General features: G+C 63.1%; 16 protein-coding genes and 1 pseudogene. 12 read left to right on the top strand and 5 right to left on the bottom strand.

Annotation, left to right across the window (positions count from 1 at the left end; all coding sequences use genetic code 11):
- Positions 1 to 17 precede the first annotated feature (17 nt).
- Positions 18 to 983, bottom strand: coding sequence for a 2-hydroxyacid dehydrogenase (locus D906_RS24105; protein ID WP_027615752.1), 966 nt, complete (start codon positions 981 to 983; stop codon positions 18 to 20).
- A 219-nt stretch (positions 984 to 1,202) separates the two neighbouring features.
- On the opposite strand from D906_RS24105, the gene D906_RS24095 reads away from it, so the two are divergent.
- The 8 genes from D906_RS24095 (at position 1,203) to D906_RS24050 (ending at position 13,707) form a co-directional block, all read left to right on the top strand.
- Positions 1,203 to 2,885: a fatty acid--CoA ligase gene (locus tag D906_RS24095; RefSeq protein WP_019099793.1), complete on the top strand. Its 1,683-nt coding sequence runs from the start codon at positions 1,203 to 1,205 to the stop codon at positions 2,883 to 2,885.
- A 332-nt stretch (positions 2,886 to 3,217) separates the two neighbouring features.
- Positions 3,218 to 5,104, top strand: a complete 1,887-nt coding sequence (locus D906_RS24085; protein WP_016713279.1) for a DUF1302 domain-containing protein — start codon at positions 3,218 to 3,220, stop codon at positions 5,102 to 5,104.
- A 25-nt stretch (positions 5,105 to 5,129) separates the two neighbouring features.
- A complete protein-coding gene (locus tag D906_RS24080; RefSeq protein ID WP_019099594.1) occupies positions 5,130 to 6,494 on the top strand; it encodes a DUF1329 domain-containing protein in 1,365 nt (454 codons plus the stop codon).
- Positions 6,495 to 6,758: 264 nt separating this feature from the next.
- Positions 6,759 to 9,476 carry a LuxR C-terminal-related transcriptional regulator gene (locus D906_RS24070; RefSeq protein ID WP_019099593.1) on the top strand — a complete coding sequence of 906 codons (2,718 nt, stop codon included), beginning with the start codon at positions 6,759 to 6,761 and terminating at the stop codon, positions 9,474 to 9,476.
- Positions 9,477 to 9,635: 159 nt separating this feature from the next.
- Positions 9,636 to 11,243 (top strand): tetratricopeptide repeat-containing response regulator, encoded by a 1,608-nt coding sequence (locus tag D906_RS24065; RefSeq protein WP_019099592.1) that lies wholly within the window; start codon positions 9,636 to 9,638, stop codon positions 11,241 to 11,243.
- Positions 11,240 to 11,932 carry a sensor histidine kinase KdpD gene (locus D906_RS24060; RefSeq protein ID WP_016713275.1) on the top strand — a complete coding sequence of 231 codons (693 nt, stop codon included), beginning with the start codon at positions 11,240 to 11,242 and terminating at the stop codon, positions 11,930 to 11,932. Before D906_RS24065 ends, D906_RS24060 begins: the two co-directional genes overlap by 4 nt.
- A 298-nt stretch (positions 11,933 to 12,230) precedes the next feature.
- Positions 12,231 to 12,875: an MBL fold metallo-hydrolase gene (locus tag D906_RS24055; protein ID WP_019098138.1), complete on the top strand. Its 645-nt coding sequence runs from the start codon at positions 12,231 to 12,233 to the stop codon at positions 12,873 to 12,875.
- Positions 12,876 to 12,984: 109 nt separating this feature from the next.
- Entirely contained in the window at positions 12,985 to 13,707 is a 723-nt protein-coding gene (locus tag D906_RS24050) for an OmpA family protein (protein ID WP_016501466.1), read from the top strand.
- A gap of 34 nt (positions 13,708 to 13,741) precedes the next feature.
- Here D906_RS24050 and pta read toward each other — a convergent pair whose 3' ends face one another.
- Together pta and D906_RS24040 are read right to left on the bottom strand one after the other, a co-directional pair.
- The gene (pta, locus tag D906_RS24045) at positions 13,742 to 15,829 is read right to left on the bottom strand and encodes a phosphate acetyltransferase (RefSeq protein WP_019098137.1); all 2,088 of its coding nucleotides are present in this window, start codon (positions 15,827 to 15,829) and stop codon (positions 13,742 to 13,744) included.
- 31 nt (positions 15,830 to 15,860) lie between these two features.
- A complete protein-coding gene (locus tag D906_RS24040) occupies positions 15,861 to 16,163 on the bottom strand; it encodes a DUF3565 domain-containing protein (protein WP_025754816.1) in 303 nt (100 codons plus the stop codon).
- On the opposite strand from D906_RS24040, the gene D906_RS24035 reads away from it, so the two are divergent.
- Positions 16,162 to 16,647 (top strand): peptidylprolyl isomerase, encoded by a 486-nt coding sequence (locus tag D906_RS24035; protein WP_019098136.1) that lies wholly within the window; start codon positions 16,162 to 16,164, stop codon positions 16,645 to 16,647. The genes D906_RS24040 and D906_RS24035 overlap by 2 nt on opposite strands.
- Before the next feature lie 145 nt (positions 16,648 to 16,792).
- Complete coding sequence (locus tag D906_RS24030; RefSeq protein ID WP_016713270.1) at positions 16,793 to 17,275, top strand: glutathione peroxidase; 483 nt, start codon at positions 16,793 to 16,795, stop codon at positions 17,273 to 17,275.
- Positions 17,276 to 17,339: 64 nt separating this feature from the next.
- Here the strand turns inward: D906_RS24030 and D906_RS24025 are convergent, their stop codons facing one another.
- Positions 17,340 to 18,530: a glycosyltransferase family 1 protein gene (locus D906_RS24025; RefSeq protein ID WP_025754815.1), complete on the bottom strand. Its 1,191-nt coding sequence runs from the start codon at positions 18,528 to 18,530 to the stop codon at positions 17,340 to 17,342.
- Positions 18,531 to 18,687: 157 nt separating this feature from the next.
- On the opposite strand from D906_RS24025, the pseudogene D906_RS27165 reads away from it, so the two are divergent.
- Both D906_RS27165 and D906_RS27160 read left to right on the top strand, forming a co-directional pair.
- A pseudogene (locus D906_RS27165) lies at positions 18,688 to 19,437 on the top strand (PAS domain-containing protein); the annotation flags it as partial.
- A 156-nt stretch (positions 19,438 to 19,593) separates the two neighbouring features.
- On the top strand, positions 19,594 to 20,025 hold the full coding sequence (locus D906_RS27160; RefSeq protein ID WP_371105378.1) for a methyl-accepting chemotaxis protein: 432 nt from the start codon (positions 19,594 to 19,596) through the stop codon (positions 20,023 to 20,025).
- Positions 20,026 to 20,065: 40 nt separating this feature from the next.
- On the opposite strand, the gene cysZ is transcribed toward D906_RS27160, so the two are convergent.
- On the bottom strand, positions 20,066 to 20,794 hold the full coding sequence (gene cysZ / locus D906_RS24015) for a sulfate transporter CysZ (protein WP_016713267.1): 729 nt from the start codon (positions 20,792 to 20,794) through the stop codon (positions 20,066 to 20,068).
- Positions 20,795 to 21,021 lie beyond the last annotated feature (227 nt).

Below are 21,021 nucleotides of genomic sequence, written 5' to 3'. Positions count from 1 at the left end.
AGAGGCGGGCGCCGGGCTCAGCTGACCACGCGGCGTGGCTGCCCGTCAAAGAAGGCCTGGGCGTTCTCGCTGAGCTGGCCGACGATACGCTGGCGCGACTCTACCGCACCCCAGGCGCTGTGCGGGGTGATGATCAGGCGCGGGATGCCCGGTTCGAGCAGCGGGTTGCCGTTGACCGGCGGCTCCACACTCAACACATCGGTTGCCGCGCCGCCCAAGTGGCCCTGGCGCAGGGCGTCGGCCAACGCCTGTTCGTCGATCAGGCCGCCACGGGCAGTGTTGACCACCAGCGCATTGGGCTTGAGCAGGGCCAGTTCGCGGGCACCGAGCATATGCCGGGTGTGCTCGTTCAGTGGGCAATGCAGCGTCAGGGCGTCCACTTGCGGCAGTAGTTCGTCCAGTGGCAGGCGGTCGTCACGTTCCGGCCGGCCGGGAATCTGCCCGCTCAGCACGCGCATGCCGAAGGCTTCGGCCAGCCGCGCCACCGCGCCGCCGAGCTCGCCGTGACCGAGCAGGCCGAGGGTTTTGCCCTCCAGCTCGACGATGGGGAAGTCCAGCAGGCAGAACTGGCTGGCCTTGGCCCATTGGCCGTCGGCTACGGACTGGTTGTAGTCGCACAGGCGGGTGGCCAGGGCCAGTAGCAGGGCGAGGGTGTGCTGTGCGACGGACGGCGTGCCGTAACCCTGGCAGTTGCAGACGGTAATGCCTTGGGCGCGCGCCGCTGCCAGGTCGACATTGTTGGTGCCGGTGGCGGCCACCAGGATCAGCTTGAGCTGCGGGTTGGCGGCCAGGGTGGGGGCGTCGAGCATTACCTTGTTGCTAACCACGGCGACCGCGCCTTGCAGGCGCTCTGCCACCTGGTCGGGACGGGTGGCGGCGAACAGTTCGAATTCATCGAACTGCTGCTTCAGGGGCGAGAGGTCGAGGTCGCCAAGGTCCAGGGACTGGTGATCGAGAAACACGGCGCGACGCGGGCTGGGCATGGGGGGCTCCGGTGGCAGGGCGGGGTATTGGTGTTATGGCCATTCGCGGGTACGCCCGCGTCTACAGGCGCAGTGTCTAGCCCGGGGTTACCGCCCGTCAACGCCTGCCACTCATACCTTTGGCTCGCAAATCATTCCTTCGGCTGATTTAGCCGTCACATTGCCGCACTACAGTAGTTGTCAGACCTGTCCGGCTCGCTTTTCAGAAAAGGGATACCCATGTTGCAGACCCGCATCATCAAGCCCGCCGAGGGCGCCTACGCCTACCCACTGCTGATCAAGCGCCTGCTGATGTCCGGTAGCCGCTATGAAAAGACCCGTGAAATCGTCTATCGCGACCAGTTGCGGCTGACATATCCACAGCTCAACGAACGTATTGCACGCCTGGCCAATGTGCTGACCGAGGCCGGAGTAAAGGCCGGTGACACCGTGGCGGTGATGGACTGGGACAGCCATCGCTACCTGGAATGCATGTTCGCTATCCCGATGATCGGCGCCGTGGTGCACACCATCAACGTGCGGCTGTCGCCCGAGCAGATCCTCTACACCATGAACCACGCCGAAGACCGCGTGGTGCTGGTCAACAGTGATTTCGTCGGCCTCTACCAGGGTATTGCCGGGCAGCTGACCACCGTCGACAAGACCCTGCTGCTGACCGATGGCCCGGACAAGACCGCCGAGCTACCCGATCTGGTGGGCGAATACGAGCAATTGCTGGCCGCTGCCAGCCCGCACTACGATTTCCCCGACTTCGACGAAAATTCGGTGGCCACCACCTTCTACACCACTGGCACCACCGGCAACCCCAAGGGCGTGTATTTCACCCACCGGCAACTGGTGCTGCACACGCTGGCCGAGGCTTCGGTCACCGGCAGTATCGACAGCGTGCGCCTGCTGGGCAGCAACGACGTGTACATGCCCATCACCCCGATGTTCCATGTGCATGCCTGGGGCATCCCCTACGCCGCCACCATGCTCGGTATGAAGCAGGTGTACCCGGGACGCTACGAGCCAGACATGCTGGTCAAGCTGTGGCGCGAGGAGAAGGTCACGTTCTCTCATTGTGTGCCGACCATTCTGCAGATGCTGCTCAACTGCCCGACCTCGCAGGGCCAGGACTTCGGCGGCTGGAAGATCATCATCGGCGGCAGCGCGCTCAACCGCTCGTTGTACCAGGCAGCCCTGGCCCGGGGTATCCAGCTAACCGCAGCGTACGGCATGTCCGAGACCTGCCCGCTGATATCCGCCGCGCACCTGAACGACGAACTGCAGGCCGGTAGCGAAGACGAGCGCATCACCTACCGCATCAAGGCCGGCGTGCCGGTGCCACTGGTCGAAGCGGCGATTGTCGATGGCGACGGCAACTTCCTTCCGTCGGATGGCGAGACCCAGGGCGAGTTGGTGCTGCGTGCGCCGTGGCTGACCATGGGTTATTTCAAGGAGCCGGAGAAGAGCGAGGAGCTGTGGCAGGGCGGCTGGCTCCACACCGGTGACGTCGCCACCCTCGACGGCATGGGCTACATCGACATCCGTGACCGTATCAAGGATGTGATCAAGACCGGTGGCGAGTGGATTTCCTCACTCGATCTGGAAGACCTGATCAGCCGCCACCCGGCCGTACGTGAAGTGGCGGTGGTCGGAGTGGCCGACCCGCAGTGGGGCGAGCGCCCGTTTGCCCTGCTGGTGGTGCGCGACGGCCAGGCCATCGATGCCAAGGCGCTCAAGGAACACCTCAAACCGTTCGTCGAGCAAGGGCACATCAACAAGTGGGCGATTCCTAGCCAGATCGCCGTTGTTACTGAAGTTCCCAAGACCAGTGTCGGTAAGCTCGACAAGAAACGCATCCGCCAGGACATCGTCCAGTGGCAAGCCAGCAACAGCGCCTTCCTTTCCACCCTGTAACCGCCGTGCGGGTCGCGAACGCCAGAACGCGACCCGCACGCTAGAGGCCTTCACGCCTTGCCAAACGGCTGAAATGCGCCATCCTTTAGCACTGCCAGCCCGCAACCGGGATAACAGTGCAGCGAGTTGGCGGCATGGAGCGCAAATCACACTTTAGAGGGATCAAGCGCCTGTGCCTTGCTGGCTATAGTCGGGGCCAGGGGATTTTCAGGAATGGGGGAGGGCGACACGCGCAAGCCGTGTCGTCGCAGGTGCAAACCTGCAAACCGGTCGCTCGGGCCGTTCTTGAAAGGACTCACTGCCATAACAAAAAAGTACATGGAGTAGCGTCGATGAAATCTGCAAACCTGTTCTGGCGCCGGGCCAAGTTGCCCCTGGCCGTCAGCCTTGCTTCCACGCTCGCAAGTCCTGCTTTCGCTGTCAGCTTCAACATTGGTGAAATCGAAGGCCAGTTCGACTCCTCGCTCTCCATCGGCGCCAGCTGGTCGACGGCCAACCCCAACAAGAACCTGATCGGTGTCAACAACGGCGGCAAGGGCCTGTCGCAGACCTCCGACGATGGCCACCTGAACTTCAAGAAGGGCGAAACCTTCTCCAAGATCTTCAAGGGCATCCATGACCTGGAGCTCAAGTACGGCGATACCGGTGTGTTCGTGCGCGGCAAGTATTGGTATGACTTCGAACTCAAGGACGAAAGCCGCGAGTTCAAGGACATCAGCGACTCCAATCGCAAGGAAGGCGCCAAGTCGTCCGGCGCCCAGTTGCTCGACGCCTTCGTGTACCACAACTACTCCATCGCTGATCAGCCTGGCTCTGTGCGGCTTGGCAAGCAGGTGGTGAGCTGGGGCGAAAGTACCTTCATCGGCGGCGGCATCAACTCGATCAACCCCATCGACGTATCGGCGTTCCGCCGCCCAGGGGCCGAGATCAAGGAAGGCCTGATCCCGGTCAACATGTTCTACATCTCGCAAAGCCTGACCGACAACCTGTCGGCCGAAGCCTTCTACCAGATCGAGTGGGACCAGACGGTTGTCGACAACTGCGGCACCTTCTTCTCTCAGCCGGACATCATCGCCGACGGCTGTACCGACAACCTGCGTGTGCTCAACAGCAGCCGCACAGTGCCGGCTGCGGCCCAGCAGTTCCTCGCCACCCGTGGCGTCAACATCAATGAAGAAGGTGTGATGGTGGCGCGCGGCGCCGACCGCGACGCCCGGGACAGTGGCCAGTTCGGTGTGGCCATGCGCTACATGTTCGAACCGCTCGACACTGAATTTGGCGCCTATTTCATGAACTACCACAGCCGTGCGCCGATCTTCAGCGCCACCGGCGCCTCGCCTTCGGTATTTGCCGGGCTGAGCGCGCTGCCGGCGCAGCTGCGTGCATTGGCGCCGTTGATCGTCGCGGGTAACTCGAAGTATTTCGTCGAATACCCGGAAGATATCCGCCTGTATGGCCTGAGCTTCTCCACCACGTTGCCCACCGGCACCGCGTGGAGCGGCGAAATCAGCTACCGGCCGAATGCCCCGGTGCAGCTGAATACCACCGATATCCTGTTCGCGGGTGTGCGTCCGATTGGCGGTGCATTGACCAACGCCTCGCTGCTGACCGGTACGCCAGGGGAAGACCTGCACGGGTATCGCCGTAAGGAGATCACTCAATTCCAGACCACCCTGACGCACTTCTTCGACCAGGTGATGGGCGCCAGCCGGATGACCGTGGTGGGTGAAGTGGGTGTCACCCATGTCGGCGGGCTGGAGAACGCACACGACACGCGTTACGGTCGTGACCCGGTGTTCGGCCCTGGTCCATTGCCATCCACTGGTGGCGCAGACACCTGCCAAGCGCTCAATGCCAGCACCATCGCAGGCGCTGGTGCGGGGGCATCCACTGCCAACCTGAACCGCAACTGCGAGAACGACGGCTACACCACCAGCACTTCCTGGGGTTACCGCGCCCGCGTCATCTGGGACTACAACGACGTCTTCGCCGGGGTGAACCTGAAGCCGAGCGTGGCCTGGTCGCATGACGTGTCTGGCTACTCGCCAGGCCCTGGTGCGAACTTCGAGGAGGGCCGCAAGGCAGTCAGCCTGGGCCTGGACGCCGAGTACCAGAACACCTACACGGCGAGCCTGTCGTACACCAACTTCTTCGATGGCAAGTACACCACTGTGGATGACCGTGACTTCGTCGCGCTCAGCTTCGGCGTGAACTTCTAAGCACACAGATCCAGGACGACACGACATGAACAAGACCAGAAGTCTGCTGCAAGCCGGTGTACTGGGCCTGTCCCTGCTGGCGACCAGCGTGATGGCTGCGGTATCCGCCGACGAGGCGGCCAAGCTGGGCAGTACCCTGACCCCGATGGGCGCCGAGAAGGCCGGCAACGCCGATGGCTCGATCGGCCCGTGGGAGCCGCTGTCGAAGAGTGCGGGCAGCGTCGACGGCAAGGGCTTTTTGGCCGACCCGTATGGCAGTGAAAAACCGCTGTTCACCATCACCGCGCAGAACGCCGACCAGTACAAGGACAAGCTTTCGCCGGGCCAGTTGGCCATGCTCAAGCGCTACCCGGACACCTTCAAGATCCCGGTATTCAAAACCCATCGCGGTTCAACCGTCCCGGCCGATGTGTTTGCGGCCATCAAGGAAAACGCCACCAAGACCACCCTGGTGGAAGGCGGCAACGGCCTGAACAACTTCCGCACGGCTGTGCCGTTCCCGATCCCCAAAACCGGCCTGGAGGTGATCTGGAACCACATCACCCGCTACCGGGGGGGCAGTGTCAGCCGCCTGGTAACCCAGGCCACGCCACAGCAGAACGGCTCGTTCAACCCGGTGTACTTCTCCGACCAGTTCGTCTTCCGCGACAAGATGAAGGATTACGACCCGAACAACCCGGGCAACATCCTGTTCTACTTCAAGCAGGAAGTGACCGCACCTGCGCGCCTGGCCGGTACCGTGCTGCTGGTCCACGAAACCCTCGATCAGGTGAAGGAACCGCGCAAGGCGTGGATCTACAACGCCGGCCAGCGCCGTGTGCGCCAGGCGCCGCAGGTGTCGTATGACGGCCCGGGTACCGCTGCCGATGGCTTGCGTACCTCCGACAACCTGGACATGTTCAACGGTGCGCCAGACCGCTACGACTGGAAGCTGGAAGGCAAGAAAGAGCTGTACATCGCCTCCAACGCCTTCAAGCTGGACGACCCCAAGCTGAAGTACACCGACATCATCAAGGCCGGGCACATCAACCAGGATCTTGCCCGCTACGAGCTGCGCCGCGTGTGGCATGTGGTCGCGACCCTGAAGCCAGGCCAGCGCCACATCTATGCCAAGCGTGACTTCTACATCGACGAAGACACCTGGCAGGCGGCGGTGATCGACCAGTACGACGGTCGCAACCAGCTGTGGCGCGTTTCCGAAGCTCATTCCCAGCCGTATTACAACAATGAGGTGCCTTGGTACACCTTGGAGGCCATTTACGACCTGCAGTCGGGTCGTTACCTGGCCTTGGGCATGAAGAACGAAGAGAAGCGTGCCTACGACTTCGGCTTCAGTGCCAGCAAGGCTGACTTCCAGCCAGCAGCGCTGCGTCAGTCGGGTATTCGGTAACCTGAAAGACTCCGTGTGATCCCCAGAACGCCCCGGCCTGCCGGGGCGTTTCTATTTTCCTGCCCCGTCCTCTTCGCGGGCAGGCCATAAACCTGCTGAATACCCACCCAAACCCCCGCACCAGCCGCTGTCCATCAGCCTTGTCGCTTTTTGTCGCAGTCTTTCCCGGGGCAAATGCGCCCATCATCTTCAAATGCGCTGCGTTACCGGCTAGTCTCGCAAGCATCCATATCGCCGTAGTCTTCCAACCAGAACGAGCCGGCCATGACAGACTTGTCCCGTACGCATGGATTCGCCAGCCAGGCCCTGGGCCTGCTGGACGGGCGTTTCTTTCGGCCCCCCCTGCCGGAGGGGCATGTGCCGCGTCCGCGCCTGTGCCAGCGCCTGTACACCGGCCTCGGCGCTCGCCTGCTGCTGGTCAACGCCCCGGCGGGTTTCGGCAAAAGCTCCCTGGCCATCGAGTTTTGCGAGGCACTGCCCGAACACTGGCGCAGCCTGTGGCTTGGTCTGAGCCAGCGAGATGCAGACCCAGGCCGCTTCCTTGAGCGCCTGCTCGAAGGGCTGCAGCAATACTGCCCGGCCCTGGGTGGTCAGGCCATGGGCTTGCTGAAAATGCGCCAGCGCCATCAGCCGTTCGCCTTCGAAGAGTGGCTTGACGGCCTGCTCGACGAGCTGGCGTTGTACCTGCAAGCGGATACACCGTTGCTGCTCGTACTGGATGATTACCACCTGGCCCAAGGGCCTGTACTGGACCGTTGCCTGCAGTTTTTCCTCAACCACCTGCCGGCCGGCCTGGTGTTGCTGGTTACCAGTCGCCAGCGCCCGGACTGGCACCTGGCGCGCCTGCGGCTGTCGCGTCAGCTTGTCGAGCTGAACGAACAGGATTTGCGCCTCACCGCCGAAGAGTCGCTGGCGGTAATCGGTCGCCAGCCCACGGGCCTGCGTGGCCAGGCCCTGGACAACCTTATCCAGCGCAGTGATGGCTGGGTGGCCGGGTTGCGTTTCTGGCAACTGGCGGCCAGCGACAGTGCCGACGAGCAGGCCTTGCCCCAGGCGCTGCATGGTGGCGAAGGGCTGATTCGCGACTACCTGCTCGAAGAAGTCATCGATATGCTGCCCGCCGATGTGCAGGCCTTCTTGTACGAAACCGCGTGCCAGGAGCGTTTCTGCGCCCAACTTTGCGATGCCGTGCGGGGTCGCCACGACAGTGTCGAGATCCTGCGTTTCCTGCAGGCGCACCAGGTATTCCTGGTGCCGTTGGACGAGCACGGCCACTGGTTCCGTTATCACCACTTGTTCTCCGACTTGCTGCGCAGTCGCCAGGCCAACGAACCGCTGGCCGGCTTGCACTTGCGGGCGAGCCGTTGGTTCGAAGCCCAGGGCCTGCTGGACGAGGCGGTGGAGCAGGCCTTGCGTGCCGGCCACCTTGATGTTGCCGCCGACCTGGTGCAGAGCCTGTCCGAGGAGCAACTGCTGGCCGAACAGAACGTCGGCATGTTGCTGCGCTGGAAGATGGACTTGCCCGACAGCCTGCTGATCAGCACGCCAAGGCTGATCGTGCTGTACAGCTGGGCGTTGGGCCTGGCTTGCCAACTGGACGCGGCCGAGGAGCTTGCCGGCTACCTCAGCCGCTTCCTGCCCGCACCTTCGGCGACCGCGCAAAAGTCGATGTTGGCCCAGTGGCTGGCGCTGAGTGGGGTGATTGCCCGAGGCCGGGGTGACCGTGAGCGCACGTTGGCCTATTGCAGCGAAGCGCTGCAGAGCCTGCCAAGCAAGCGCTATGGCCAGCGCCTGGTGTGCCTGTCGACGCTGTCCAACCTGGCCATCGCCGATGGTGATTTCTGGCGGGCCCGCGGCTGGAACCGAGAAGCCCTGGAACTGGCCCAGCGAGTCGGCAACCCGTTGTTCGAGGCCTTGGCCCATTACGACCGGGCGCGTGTACTGCACGCCCGTGGCGAAGTATTGCGGGCGCTGGACGAAGTGCGCCAAGGGCTGCAACGCTTGCAAGGGCTTTCGGCACAGCGGTTGTATGCCGTGCGCGCACGTCTGACGCTTTACGAGGGCTATCTGCTGGTTTCGCGCCTGCAACCTGCCCAGGGCCGTGCGCGGTTGCGCGCGGGGCTGGGCGAGGCGCGGGCCTGCCGGGACATCAGTGTGCTCATCGGCCATTGCGTGATCGCCACGCTCGATGGGCGGGAAGGTCACTTTGCCGAGGCCTTTGCCGAACTGGCAGAGGCTGAGCGCCTGATGCATATCTGGGACGTGCCCCCGGTCTACTACCTGGCCATGATTACCCTGGTCAAATGCGAACTGTGGCTGGCCCAGGGGCGCACCGACCTGGCCGAGTCCTGGCTGCTGCGCCTGGGCCAGACCTACGGCGGTGAGCAGCCAGCGGCAGCACCGGAGTTCCACCCACTGCTGCCGTTGCACATTGCGCTGCAGCAGGCGCTGCTCGAGCGCATCCAGTTACGTGGCGACGATGCCGTGCAACGCCTGGCCAGCCTGGTCGAGCGCGGGCAGGCCAGTGGCGGCATGATGCTCACCGTCAGCGCCCTGTGCCAATGGCTCTCCCTGCTGCTGGCCGAAGGCCGCGAAGCGCAGGCCGCGCGGTTGCTGCCAGGCTTGCTTGAGGCCGCCCGTGGCGGCGTGCTGCAACCGTTCCAGCCGCTGCTGGAAAAACACCCGCAATGGCTTCACGAGCAACTGCAGGCAGGTGCCGCGTGCGCGGTTCAGGCCGAACTGCTCAAACGCCTGCCACCGCTGCCCAGCGCCAGCACGGGCAGCGGCGAGGCGTTGAGTGGCCGTGAGCTGGCAGTGCTCGAACTGATCGCTCAGGGTTGTTCCAATCAGCAGATCAGCGAGCGGCTGTTCATTTCCCTGCACACGGTCAAGACCCACGCCAGCCACATCAACAGCAAGCTGGGCGTCGAGCGGCGTACGCAGGCGGTGGCCAAGGCCAAATCCCTGGGGTTGCTGGCGTGATGCTGGCCCTGCAGGTCATTGCCCGCTAAAGTGATGGCCTGAGGCCATGGTTTGTGGCCGCCAAAGCTCTACCCTCATCTTTCCCGACCAGCTGCCGATACAGCGATCGGTGGCATCGCCTCGCGCGATTTTTCAATCATTCCAAGGCAGGTCGTGTTGATGCTGCAGTACGGGCAAAAAAGCTTTCTGATCGTCGATGACTTTACCGACTTTCGCACGTCGACCCGTTCAATGCTGCGCGAGTTGGGCGTGCGCGACGTGGACACCGCTGACAGCGGCGAGCAGGCGCTGCGCATGTGCGCGCAGAAGCGCTATGACTTCATCCTGCAGGATTTTCACCTGGGTGATGGCAAGAAGAACGGCCAACAGGTGCTCGAAGACCTGATCATCGACAAGCACATCAGCCATGAGTGCGTGTTCATCATGGTCACGGCCGAGAGCAGCCAGGCCATTGTCCTCAGTGCCATCGAGCACGAGCCCGATGCCTACCTGACCAAACCTTTCAACCGGGTTGGCCTGGCCCAGCGCGTCGAGAAGCTGTATCAGCGCAAGACCTTGCTCAAGCCGATTCTGCAGGCCCTGGACCGCAGTCGCCCGGCCGAAGTGCTGGCGGCTTGCGCCGAGCTGTGCAAGAAAGACCCGCGCCTGGCACCACTGTGCCTGCGCTACCGGGCCGATGCCTTGCGCAACCTCAACCGCTTCGAGGAGCTGGAAAAATTCCTCAAGGCCATCCTGGCCAGTCGCCCGCAGCCGTGGGTGTACGCTGCATTGGGCGCCCTGATGCACAAGCGTGGCCAGAATGCCCAGGCCCAGGGCGTGTACGAGCAGGCACTCAAGGCGTTCCCGATCATGCCAGGGCTTTACGACGGCATGGCCGAAGTGCTGGTGGCTCAGGGCGATACCCGACGTGCGCAAAACCTGCTGGAAGAGGCGGTACGCCTGTCGCCACTGTCAGTGCGTCGGCAGTCGACCCTAGGCAAGCTGGCGCTGGAAAACGAGGACTTCGAGAGCGCGTCGAAGGCGTTCCGTCATGCGGTGAACCAAGGGCAGAGCTCGCGCTACAAGGACGCCGAAAACAACCTGGGCCTGGTGCAGGCCCTGATGAGCAAGAATGCAGGCTTCGGCCTGGACGCCCGTACCCGGGTCGAGATCAACACCACGCTCAGCGAAGTGGCCAAGGAAAACCCCGAAGACCAGGGTTTGCAGGTGCGCGCGCGGATGATGAAAGCCGCCAGTCTGCAGCAGGCGGGCGACCCGGAAACGGCGGCCAAGCTGACCGAGCAGGCGATCCAGCGCCTGGACAAGATGAACCAGTTTTTCTCGGTCGATTCGGCCCTGACCGTTGCCGCACAGTTGCAGGCTATGGGCCAGGAAGCCGCCGCCATCGGCGTGCTGAAAAGCTGTGTGGAAAGTTATGGCGATGACCCCAAGGTCATGGAGAAAGTGGGCAAGCTGACGGACGACCCCAGCGTGCTCAACGCCATTACCGAAGCGGTCACCCTCAATCGCCAGGGTGTGCGCAGTTACCAAGGAGGGCAGCTTGGCGAGGCGTTGCAACTGTTCCGCAAGGCACTGGGTTTGCAGCCGAAGAACATCAGCATCGCCCTCAACACCGCCCAGGCGCTGCTGCGTATTGGCGGTGACAACCCTCAGCCCGCGATCATGCAGGAATGCCAGGACGCCTTGACCAGCGTGGCCGGTATCCCTGCCAGCGACAATCGCTATGACCGTTACCGCAAACTGCACATCCGAGTGTTCGGCGCATGAATCAAGACAATCAGGGGCTGGACTTTTCCACGGTGATCGCCTCCACCGTGCACGACCTCAAGAGTTCGTTGTCGGCGCTGATCCAGTCCCACAACCAGTGGGTAGAACGCCTGCCCGAAGAGCTGCGCGGTGGTGCCGAGCAGGGCATCATGGAGCATGAGTTTCGCCACCTCAACGGCATGCTCGTGCAGCTGCTGGGGCTCTATAAACTGGGTATCAACCAGCTGCCGGTGTGCCCGGACTACCATGAGCTGGACGACTTCATCGAAGCCCAGCTGGCGGCGCACCAGGAAGTGCTCAAGCACAACGACATCCTCGCCACCTGGCGCATCGACACCGACAACCCGCTGGGTTTCTTCGACCGCGAACTGGTGGCCTCGGTGATCGCCAACGTCATCACCAACGCCACCCGCTATGCCGGGCACGCTTTGCTGATCACGATCGAAGAGGCCGACAACCAGCTGGCCATCTGCGTGAACGATGACGGCCCGGGTTATCCAAAGCACATGCTCGAGCGCCAGGAGGAGTACATCCAGGGCATCGATTCGACCAGCGGCAGTACCGGCCTGGGGCTGTACTTTGCGGCGCGGATTGCGGCCTTGCATGAAAGCGGCGGGGTGCGCGGGCGGATCGAGATTTCCAATGGCGGGGCGCTTGGGGGCGGGTTGTTCAGGTTGTTCTTGCCTTAGGCCAGCAGGGCATGGCGTTGGATTTTTAGCGCCCTTCAGATCGAGCGCCGCCCGCGCGGCGCATCGCGAGCTGGCGCTCGCTCCTACGTTTGTTTCGGGACAGTTATGCCTGTAACAGTCGCGCGCGACCGCCTTTTTTCATACGACACGGTATCAACGTATGCGCCAGAGGGGGCGCGCGCGAATCTCACTGGTACAATTGGCCCGAAACAAACGTAGGAGCGAGCGCCAGCTCGCGATGCGCCGCGCGGGCGGCGCTCGATCTCACAGGCGCTGCAGCGTCCAAGACAGGCCCTCCATGAAGACTGCCCCGACCACTCTCATCCGCGAAACCTTCCCCGTAGGCCCCCTGCAATGCAATTGCACCCTGATCGGCGACCCCTTGACCAAAAAGGCCATCGTCGTCGACCCGGGCGGTGACCCGGACAAGATCCTGGCGCGCCTGCAGGCCCATGGCCTGACGCTGGTAAGCATCATCCACACCCACGCGCACTTCGATCACTTCCTGGCTTCGGGCAAGCTCAAGGAGCTGACCGGCGCTACCTTGCACCTGCACAAGGACGACCAGGTACTGTGGGACAACCTGGAGATGCAGTGCCAGATGTTCGGGGTACCGTACACGCCAGTGCCTGCCCCCGACCGTTGGCTGGGCGATGATGAAGAGCTGGCCTGCGGTTGTGGCGTGGCCCTGCATACGCCAGGCCATACCCCGGGCTCGATGAGTTTCTGGTTCGCCGATGCCAAGCTGTTGATTGCGGGCGATACCCTGTTCCGCCGGGGTATTGGCCGCACCGATTTGTGGGGTGGGGACCAGCGGGCAATTGTGCGTTCCATCAAGGAGCGGCTGTACCGGCTGGACGAAGAGGCCATCGTGGTCACCGGCCACGGGCCCGATACTCGGCTGGGCGATGAAATGCGCGAAAACCCCTTCGTACGTGCCTGATGGCACATGAAGGCACTTTCATGGAATTTTTCGTTGCCGATGCAATCCAAGGCTGGCATAGATCCATTCGAGATCTGCCGCATTTATGAATTTCAGTAGGAGCTTGTCCATGTTCACCATGCGTCGTCTGATTATCGTCGCAACTGCCGCTGCCCTGATGACCGGCTGTGCCGGCCAGAACCCTTATGACAACCAGGGTCAGGCGCAGGGCTCCACTGGGATGAGCAAGACCGCCAAGTACGGCGGCCTGGGCGCGCTGGCCGGCGCCATCGCCGGTGCCGCGATCGACCACAACAACCGTGGCAAGGGTGCGCTGATCGGCGCTGCTGCGGTGGGTGCTGCCGCTGCCGGTTACGGCTACTACGCCGACAAGCAGGAAGCAGAGCTGCGCGCGCAAATGGCCAACACTGGCGTGGAAGTGCAACGTCAGGGTGACCAGATCAAGCTGATCATGCCGGGCAACATCACCTTCGCCACCGACTCGGCCAACATCGCCCCTAGCTTCTATTCGCCGCTGAACAACCTGGCCGGTTCGTTCAAGCAGTTCAACCAGAACACCATCGAAGTGGTCGGTTTCACCGACAGCACCGGCAGCCGCCAGCACAACATGGACCTGTCCCAGCGCCGTGCGCAGGCGGTCAGCACCTACCTGACCTCGCAGGGTGTGGATGCCTCGCGGATCTCGGTACGTGGCATGGGCCCGGACCAGCCGATCGCCAGCAACGCCGACGCCAATGGCCGTGCGCAGAACCGCCGCGTGGAAGTGAACCTGAAGCCGATTCCGGGTCAGCAGTATGACCAGCAGCAAGGCCAGGTTCAGCAGTATCCCTGATTGACCGCCGGGGCTGCAAAGCAGCCCCCTGCTTCTAGCGCACCACGCTGGCCTGAATCGCCGTCAGGGCAATGGTATGCACGATATCGTCAACCTGAGCCCCGCGCGGCAGGTCGTTCACCGGCTTGCGCAGCCCTTGAAGCATCGGCCCAAGGCTCACCCCGTCAGCACTGCGTTGCACCGCCTTGTGCGTGGTGTTGCCGGTATTCAGGTCGGGGAACACGAACACCGTGGCACGCCCGGCCACCGGGCTACCCGGCGCCAGGTCCCGTGCAATCGCCGGGTTGGCCGCCGCGTCGTACTGCAATGGCCCATCGATCAGCAACGCCTGCGCTGCGCCTTGTGCCAGGCGTGTTGCTTCGCGCACTTTCTCCACTTCCTCATCGCTGGCTGAATCGCTGGAATAACTGATCATCGCCACCCGTGGTGCGATGCCGAAGGCCTGCGCCGAGTCGGCGCTCTGCCGTGCGATCTCTGCCAACTCGGCAGCGCTCGGGTGCGGGTTCATCACGCAGTCGCCGTACACCAGCACCTGCTCGGGGAACAGCATGAAGAACACCGACGACACCAGGCTTGAGCCAGGCGCAGTCTTGATCAGTTGCAGGGCAGGGCGAATGGTGTTGGCGGTGGAGTGCACCAGGCCCGAGACCAGGCCGTCCACTTCGTCCAGGGCCAGCATCATGGTGCCGATCACTACCGGGTCTTCCAGTTGCTGCTCGGCCATTGGGGCGTTGAGGTTCTTGCTCTTGCGCAGCTCTACCATAGGCTCTACATAGCGCCCGCGAATCAGCTCGGGATCGAGGATTTCCAGGCCTGGCGGCAGGGTAATGCCCTGGGCGCGCGCCACGGCGTCGACATCCTCGGGCTTGGCCAGCAGCACGCAGCGGGCAATGCCACGGGCCTGGCAGATGGCCGCAGCCTGCACCAGCAACGGCTCGGCGCCTTCGGGCAGGACAATACGTTTGTTGGCCTGCTGCGCCCGCTGGATCAACTGGTAGCGGAACACGGCTGGCGACAGGCGCATTTCACGCGGGGTGCCGCAGCGTTGGTGCAGCCAGGCGGCGTCGAGGTGGCTGGCGACAAAGTCAGTGATGAACTCGGCGCGCTCGCGGTCGTCCACAGGGATTTCGCGGTTTAGCGAATTGAGCTGGTTGGCGGTGTCGTACGAGCCGGTGCTGACTGACAGGATCGGCAGCCCAGCCTGCAGCGCGCCGCGGCACAGGCCGAGGATGCGCGCGTCGGGCTTGCTGTCACTGGTCAGCAGCAACCCGGCCAGGGGTACGCCATTGATCGCCGCCAGGCTGACGGCAAGGATGATGTCGTCGCGATCGCCCGGGGTGACCACCAAGGTACCCGAGGTCAGCAGAGGCACCGTGTTGGCCACGGTGCGCGCGCAAATAATGATCTTGCTCATGCGCCGCTGCTCGTAGTCGCCGGCATTGAGCACCTGGGCACCGAGCAGCTCGGCCACGTCGCGGGTGCGCGGGGCGTTCAATTCAGGCTGGTAGGGGATACAGCCGAGCAGGCGGAAATCGTTGCCACGCAGCAGGGGTGAGTGCTCGCGCAGGCGGGTGGCGAAGTCGGCCATGCTTTCGTCGGTGCGCACCTTGTTGAGGATGACACCGAGCACTTTTGGGTCGCGTGGGCCGCCGAACAGCTGGGCCTGCAGTTCGACCCGGCCGGACAGTTCGCTGAGCACTTCGTTTTCCGGGGCCGACACCAGGATCACCTCGGCATCCAGGCTCTTGGCCAGGTGCAGGTTGACCCGCGCCGCGTAGCTGGCATGGCGCGTGGGCACCATGCCTTCGACCACCACCACGTCGTTGCCGACGCAGGCTTGCTGGTAGAGGCGGATGATCGCTTCGAGCAGTTCGTCGAGCTGGCCATCGCCGAGCATGCGCTCGACCTGGGCCAGGCTCAGGGGCACCGGGGGCTTGATGCCATGGGTGCGGGCCACCAGTTCGGTAGAGCGCTCGGGGCCGGTGTCACCCGGGTGGGGCTGGGCGATCGGCTTGAAGAAGCCGACCTTCAGGCCTGCGCGCTCCAGGGTGCGCACCAGGCCGAGGCTGATGGAGGTCAGGCCGACACCGAAGTCGGTCGGCGCAATGAAAAATGTCTGCATGCGTGCTTCTCGAAATAAGCGGTGCAAGAAATTAACGGCCAAGGGTAGCGCTATCGGCCCCTTGTGCGCACCAGCCGCATGCGAAAGGCTGGCCGATGTGCTGCGCGCGTTGGGCCGGGTCGAGCACCCAAGGGCGTGCCTGCCACGGTGGCTGGTGGCGCAGGTGCTGGGTATGGCCACAGGACAGTTCGGCCACCCAGTGGCCTTCTTCGTCCTGGTGGAAGCCGGTGATCCGACTGATGGGCCGCTGCTCGTCCGCAGCACGTTCGCAATCGGACGATGGCTTCGTTACACTTGTGCGCTCTACATTCTTTTGCAAAAGGTCTTGCCCCATGCTGATCGCCGCCAACAAGGCTGTCTCCATCGACTATACCCTGACCAACGACGCCGGGGAGACCATCGACAGCTCCGCCGGTGGCGCGCCGCTGGTTTACCTGCACGGTGCCGGCAACATCATCCCGGGCTTGGAAAAAGCCCTGGAAGGCAAGCAGGCCGGTGACGAACTGAACGTTTCCATCGAGCCGGAAGACGCCTACGGCGAATACCTGGCCGAGCTGGTCAGCACCCTGAACCGCAGCCTGTTCGAAGGCGTCGATGAGCTGGAAGTGGGCATGCAGTTCCACGCTTCGGCGCCGGATGGCCAGATGCAGATCGTCACCATCCGCGACCTCGACGGCGACGACGTCACCGTTGACGGCAACCACCCGCTGGCTGGCCAGCGCCTGACCTTCCAGGTCAAGGTTGTCAACGTGCGTGACGCCAGCGACGAAGAAATCGCTCACCGTCACATCCACGGTGAAGGTGGCCATCACCACTGATTTTCTGCGCTAAGCTCAGAAAGTCGCCAGGCGCTCGGGCAAGCCGATTTGCCTTCCTACGGGAGGTGGACGGTTTGGACGAGCGCCTTTTTAGTGGGCGGAATTCGCCTGCGCGGCAACCGGGAACCTGAGAGGGGATGTCATCATGAGTGCATTTCACGACCTGAAACTGGACGCACTGAACGGCGGAGAGCTGCCCCTGGCCCCGTTCAAGGGCCAAGTGGTGCTGGTGGTCAACGTCGCTTCCAAGTGTGGGCTCACGCCGCAATACAAGGCCCTGGAAAACCTCTACCAGGTTTACAAGGACAAGGGCTTCAACGTGCTTGGCCTGCCGTGCAACCAGTTTGCCGGGCAGGAGCCAGGCAGCGAAAAGGAAATCCAGGATTTCTGCAGCCTCAACTATGGGGTGAGCTTCCCGCTGGGGGGCAAGCTGGAGGTCAACGGGCCGCAGCGCCATTCGCTATACCGCCTGCTGGCGGGCGAAGGAGCCGAGTTCCCGGGCGACATCACCTGGAATTTCGAGAAGTTTCTGGTGGGCAAGGATGGGCGGGTGCTGGCGCGCTTTTCACCGCGTACGGCGCCGGATGATCCGGCGGTGGTGCAGGCTATCGAGAAGGCGTTGGTTTGAAGGCGGTCTGCCGCGATATCTTCGGCGCCTGTGAGGCCGAGCGCCGCCCGCGCGGCGCTCGATCTCACAGGCGCTGCACATATTGAGCAGAACGCCCAGTCGCAGTACCGGTTTGCTGGCAAGCACCATAGAGATACCCCTCAAACTGCTCGACAATCGCCGGCCAACCTTGGCGGCTGGCATGCTGTCGCGCATTCAGCCGTACCCGACGCAACGTCTCTTCTTCTTCCAACAGCCAGCAAGCCGCATCCACAAACGCTGCCTGGTCCCCCGGCATGGCAAGCGCACCGCTGTGGCCATGGCGAATATGCTGCGCAGCCGCCGCCTCGTCATAGGCAACCACCGCCAACCCCGAGGCCATGGCTTCGAGCACCACATTGCCAAACGTTTCGGTCAGGCTAGGGAACAGGAACAGGTCACCGCTGGCATAGTGCTCGGCCAGTACCTCGCCGCGCTGGGCACCACAGAACACAGCATCCGGCATCTGCTGTTGGAGGGCGGCGCGCTGCGGGCCGTCACCCACCATGATCAGACGCAGGCGTTTCTGTGGATAAGTCTTCCGCAATGCCTCAAGGCAAGGCCGCAGCAAGCCAAGGTTCTTTTCCACAGCGAGCCGACCGACATGCAGCACGGCGAGATCGTCCGGGGCGAGCCCCCAGCTTTCGCGTAACGCCTGGCTGCGCCGCGACGGGTTGAACAGGCAGGCATCGACACCCCGTGCGAGCAGTTCCAGACGCTCGAACCCACGGCGTTCAAGCTCCAGGCGCTGGCTGACACTGGGCACCAGGGTGATCGCCGTGCGCCGATGGAACCAGCGCAGGTAGTGGGTGAGCAGGCGCGCCAGCAAACCCAGGCCGTACTGGCCGGAGTACTGCGGGAAATTGGTGTGGAAGCCGCTGACGACCGCGATCCCCAGGCGCCTGGCCGCGCGCAGTGCGCTGAGCCCCAGCGGCCCCTCGGTGGCGATGTACAGCACGTCCGGTCGCTGCCGCCGCCAGCGGCGTAACAGCTTGTGCATCGACACCTCGCCCCACTGCAAACCGGGGTAGCCAGGCAGAGCCCAGCCACGGCAAAGCATCAGGTGCGGGTCGTTGTGCACAGGCCCTTCGCCGGCCTGGCGCGGGCGTACAACCTCGATCTCATGGCCACGCTGACGCAGCCCTTCGCCAAGGCGGCCAAGGGTGTTGGCCACGCCGTTGATCTCGGGTGGGAAGGTTTCGCTGACCAGGGTAATGCGCAGGGCGGGTGTATTCATGACAAAAAGTTTCCGCCTACTGGGTTGCGCCAATGTGACTGCAATATGACAGGCAAATGACGCCTGACTGCTGACGCTTTCGCCTTTATGAATATTTTGTTGCGCGTTGCTCAAGAAGGTGCAACCGGCAGCCGATGAAGATGCATTCGACTAGGTGATGCGCTCCAGGAGTGCGGTGATGTTCAACAGCAAGCTCAAGCAAGAAATCCGGCAACTGCGCGAAGACCTGATGTCCGTGGAACAGGTCAAGAGTAGCCTCGACAACGAGATGCTGGTACTTCAACTCGACCCCCAGGGACGGATCGAGATGGTCAACGGCAACTTCGAGAGCGAGATGCTCTACCGTGCCGAACAATTGCTTGGACGCAACATCGAGGACATCGTCCCCGCGCATGTGAAGTCGCTGGATTTCTACCAGCGCATGAAAAGCGCGATCACCCGTGGCGAGCACCTGAACGGTGCCTTCCGCCTGCTGCGCGGCAATGGCCAGGAAGCCTGGCTGCGCTCGATCCTGCAGCCGGTGAAGAACAGCGAAGGGCGTATCAAGTACTTCACCCTGCATTCCAGCGACCTCACCCGCACCATCGAGACTTCGCGCGAGTATGAAAGTCTGATCAAGGCGTTGATGCGCTCGACCGCCGTTATCGAGTTTGACCTGGACGGCACCATCCTCACTGCCAATGACCGTTTCCTGGCCACCGTCGGCTATCGCCTGGAACAGATTCGCGGCAAGCACCACCGCATGTTCTGCGAGCCGGAAGAGGCCAATTCGGCCGGCTATCAGGCGTTCTGGGACAAGCTGCGCCGTGGCGAATACGTTGCCGAGCGCTTCAAGCGCATCGACGCCCACGGGCGGGTGATCTGGCTGGAGGCCTCGTACAACCCGATCTTCGACGCCCATGACGTGCTGTACAAAGTGGTCAAGTTCGCCACGGTGATTACCGACCAGGTCAACCAGGAACAGGCGGTGGCCGAGGCAGCAGATGTTGCCTACAACACCTCGCTGGGTACCGATGTCAGCGCCCAGAAGGCCACCGATGTGGTTACCCAGACCGTCAGCGTGATGCGCGGCCTGGAGGCCTCGATGCAGGAGGCGGCCGAGGGCATTCAGGCGCTGGATACCCAGTCGCGGGTAATCGGCTCCATCATCAAGACCATCAGCGACATCGCCGGGCAGACCAACCTGCTGGCGCTCAATGCCGCTATCGAGGCGGCCCGTGCCGGCGAACAGGGGCGGGGTTTTGCCGTGGTTGCCGACGAAGTGCGTCAACTGGCCTCGCGCACCAGCACCGCCACCGAGGAAATCGCCCGGGTGGTGAAGCAGAACGAGCAACTGGCGCAGGCGGCGGTGGCGATCATCGACACCAGCAAGCGCCAGGCCGAGCAGGGGCTGGCACTGGCTGACGAGACGGGCAGCGTGATTGTCGAGATCCAGGACGGGGCGAAACGGGTGGTGGATGTGGTGGGGCAGTTTTCCAGCCGGTTGGGGCAGTGAAGCCCCGGCCAGGCAATGATTGATCTGATGGGGGCGGGGGTCAGTTGCGCTCCCGCACCCAGAACAACGTAGCCCCGGCCACCGCGGCCGGCATCATCAGCACGTTCACCCCCGGAATCATCAACGCCAGGTAGGTAATCCCGCCAAAGCCCAGGCTCTGCCAGCGCTTGCTGCGCAGCCAGGCGAGCATGTCCTGCCAGCTCATCTTGTTGTTGTCCGCCGGGTAGTCGATGTACTGGATGGCCATCATCCATACCCCGAACATTAGCCACAGTGGTGCGGCCACCACGTTCACCACCGGGATGAACGACAGGATGAACAGGCCAATAGCCCGTGGCAGGAAGTAGCCCAGCTTGCGCATTTCGCGGCTGAAAGTGCGTGGCACCATGGCCACCAGCTCACCCCAGCTGAACGCGGGGAAGTTATCCTGGCCGCGCACCACCACCTCGACCTTTTCCGCCAAAAAGCCGTTGAACGGCGCGGCAATGATATTGGCCACCAGGGTGAAGGTGAAGAACACCATCAGCAGCAGCAAGGCCACGAACAGCGGCCAGAGGATGTAGCTGAGGAAGCTCAGCCAGTCCGGCAGCGTTGGCATGAGCGCGTCCAGCCACAGGCCGAACTGGTGGCCGGCGAAGTAGATCAGGCCACCGAACAGCAGCAGGTTGACCGCCAACGGCAGCAGCACGAACAACCGCAGGTTGGGGCTCAGCACCAGTTTCAGGCCTTCGCGCAGGTATTGGGGGCCAGAGAGGACAGGGGCTTGCATCGAGGTACTCCGCAGAGAAGGAAAACGCGCTGACCTTACCGAGTTTGCCGCGCCGACGGAAGGCGGGTTGCGGGCGGGAAACGGGATGTAACAAAAGCGCCGGGGGCGTATTTATCGATGAAATCGCAGCATAGACGATGCCTATGAGGTGGATTGTCTAAGGATATTTCCTTAATCTTTGCGACCTCGCTACAGTGCGCTCAACTTTCCGCTTTTCGGGCCTGCGC

The organism is Pseudomonas sp. LAIL14HWK12:I1 (genome assembly GCF_003202095.1).
GTDB classification, from domain to species: Bacteria; Pseudomonadota; Gammaproteobacteria; order Pseudomonadales; family Pseudomonadaceae; genus Aquipseudomonas; species Aquipseudomonas monteilii.
This window is presented reverse-complemented; position numbering and strand designations above follow the sequence as displayed.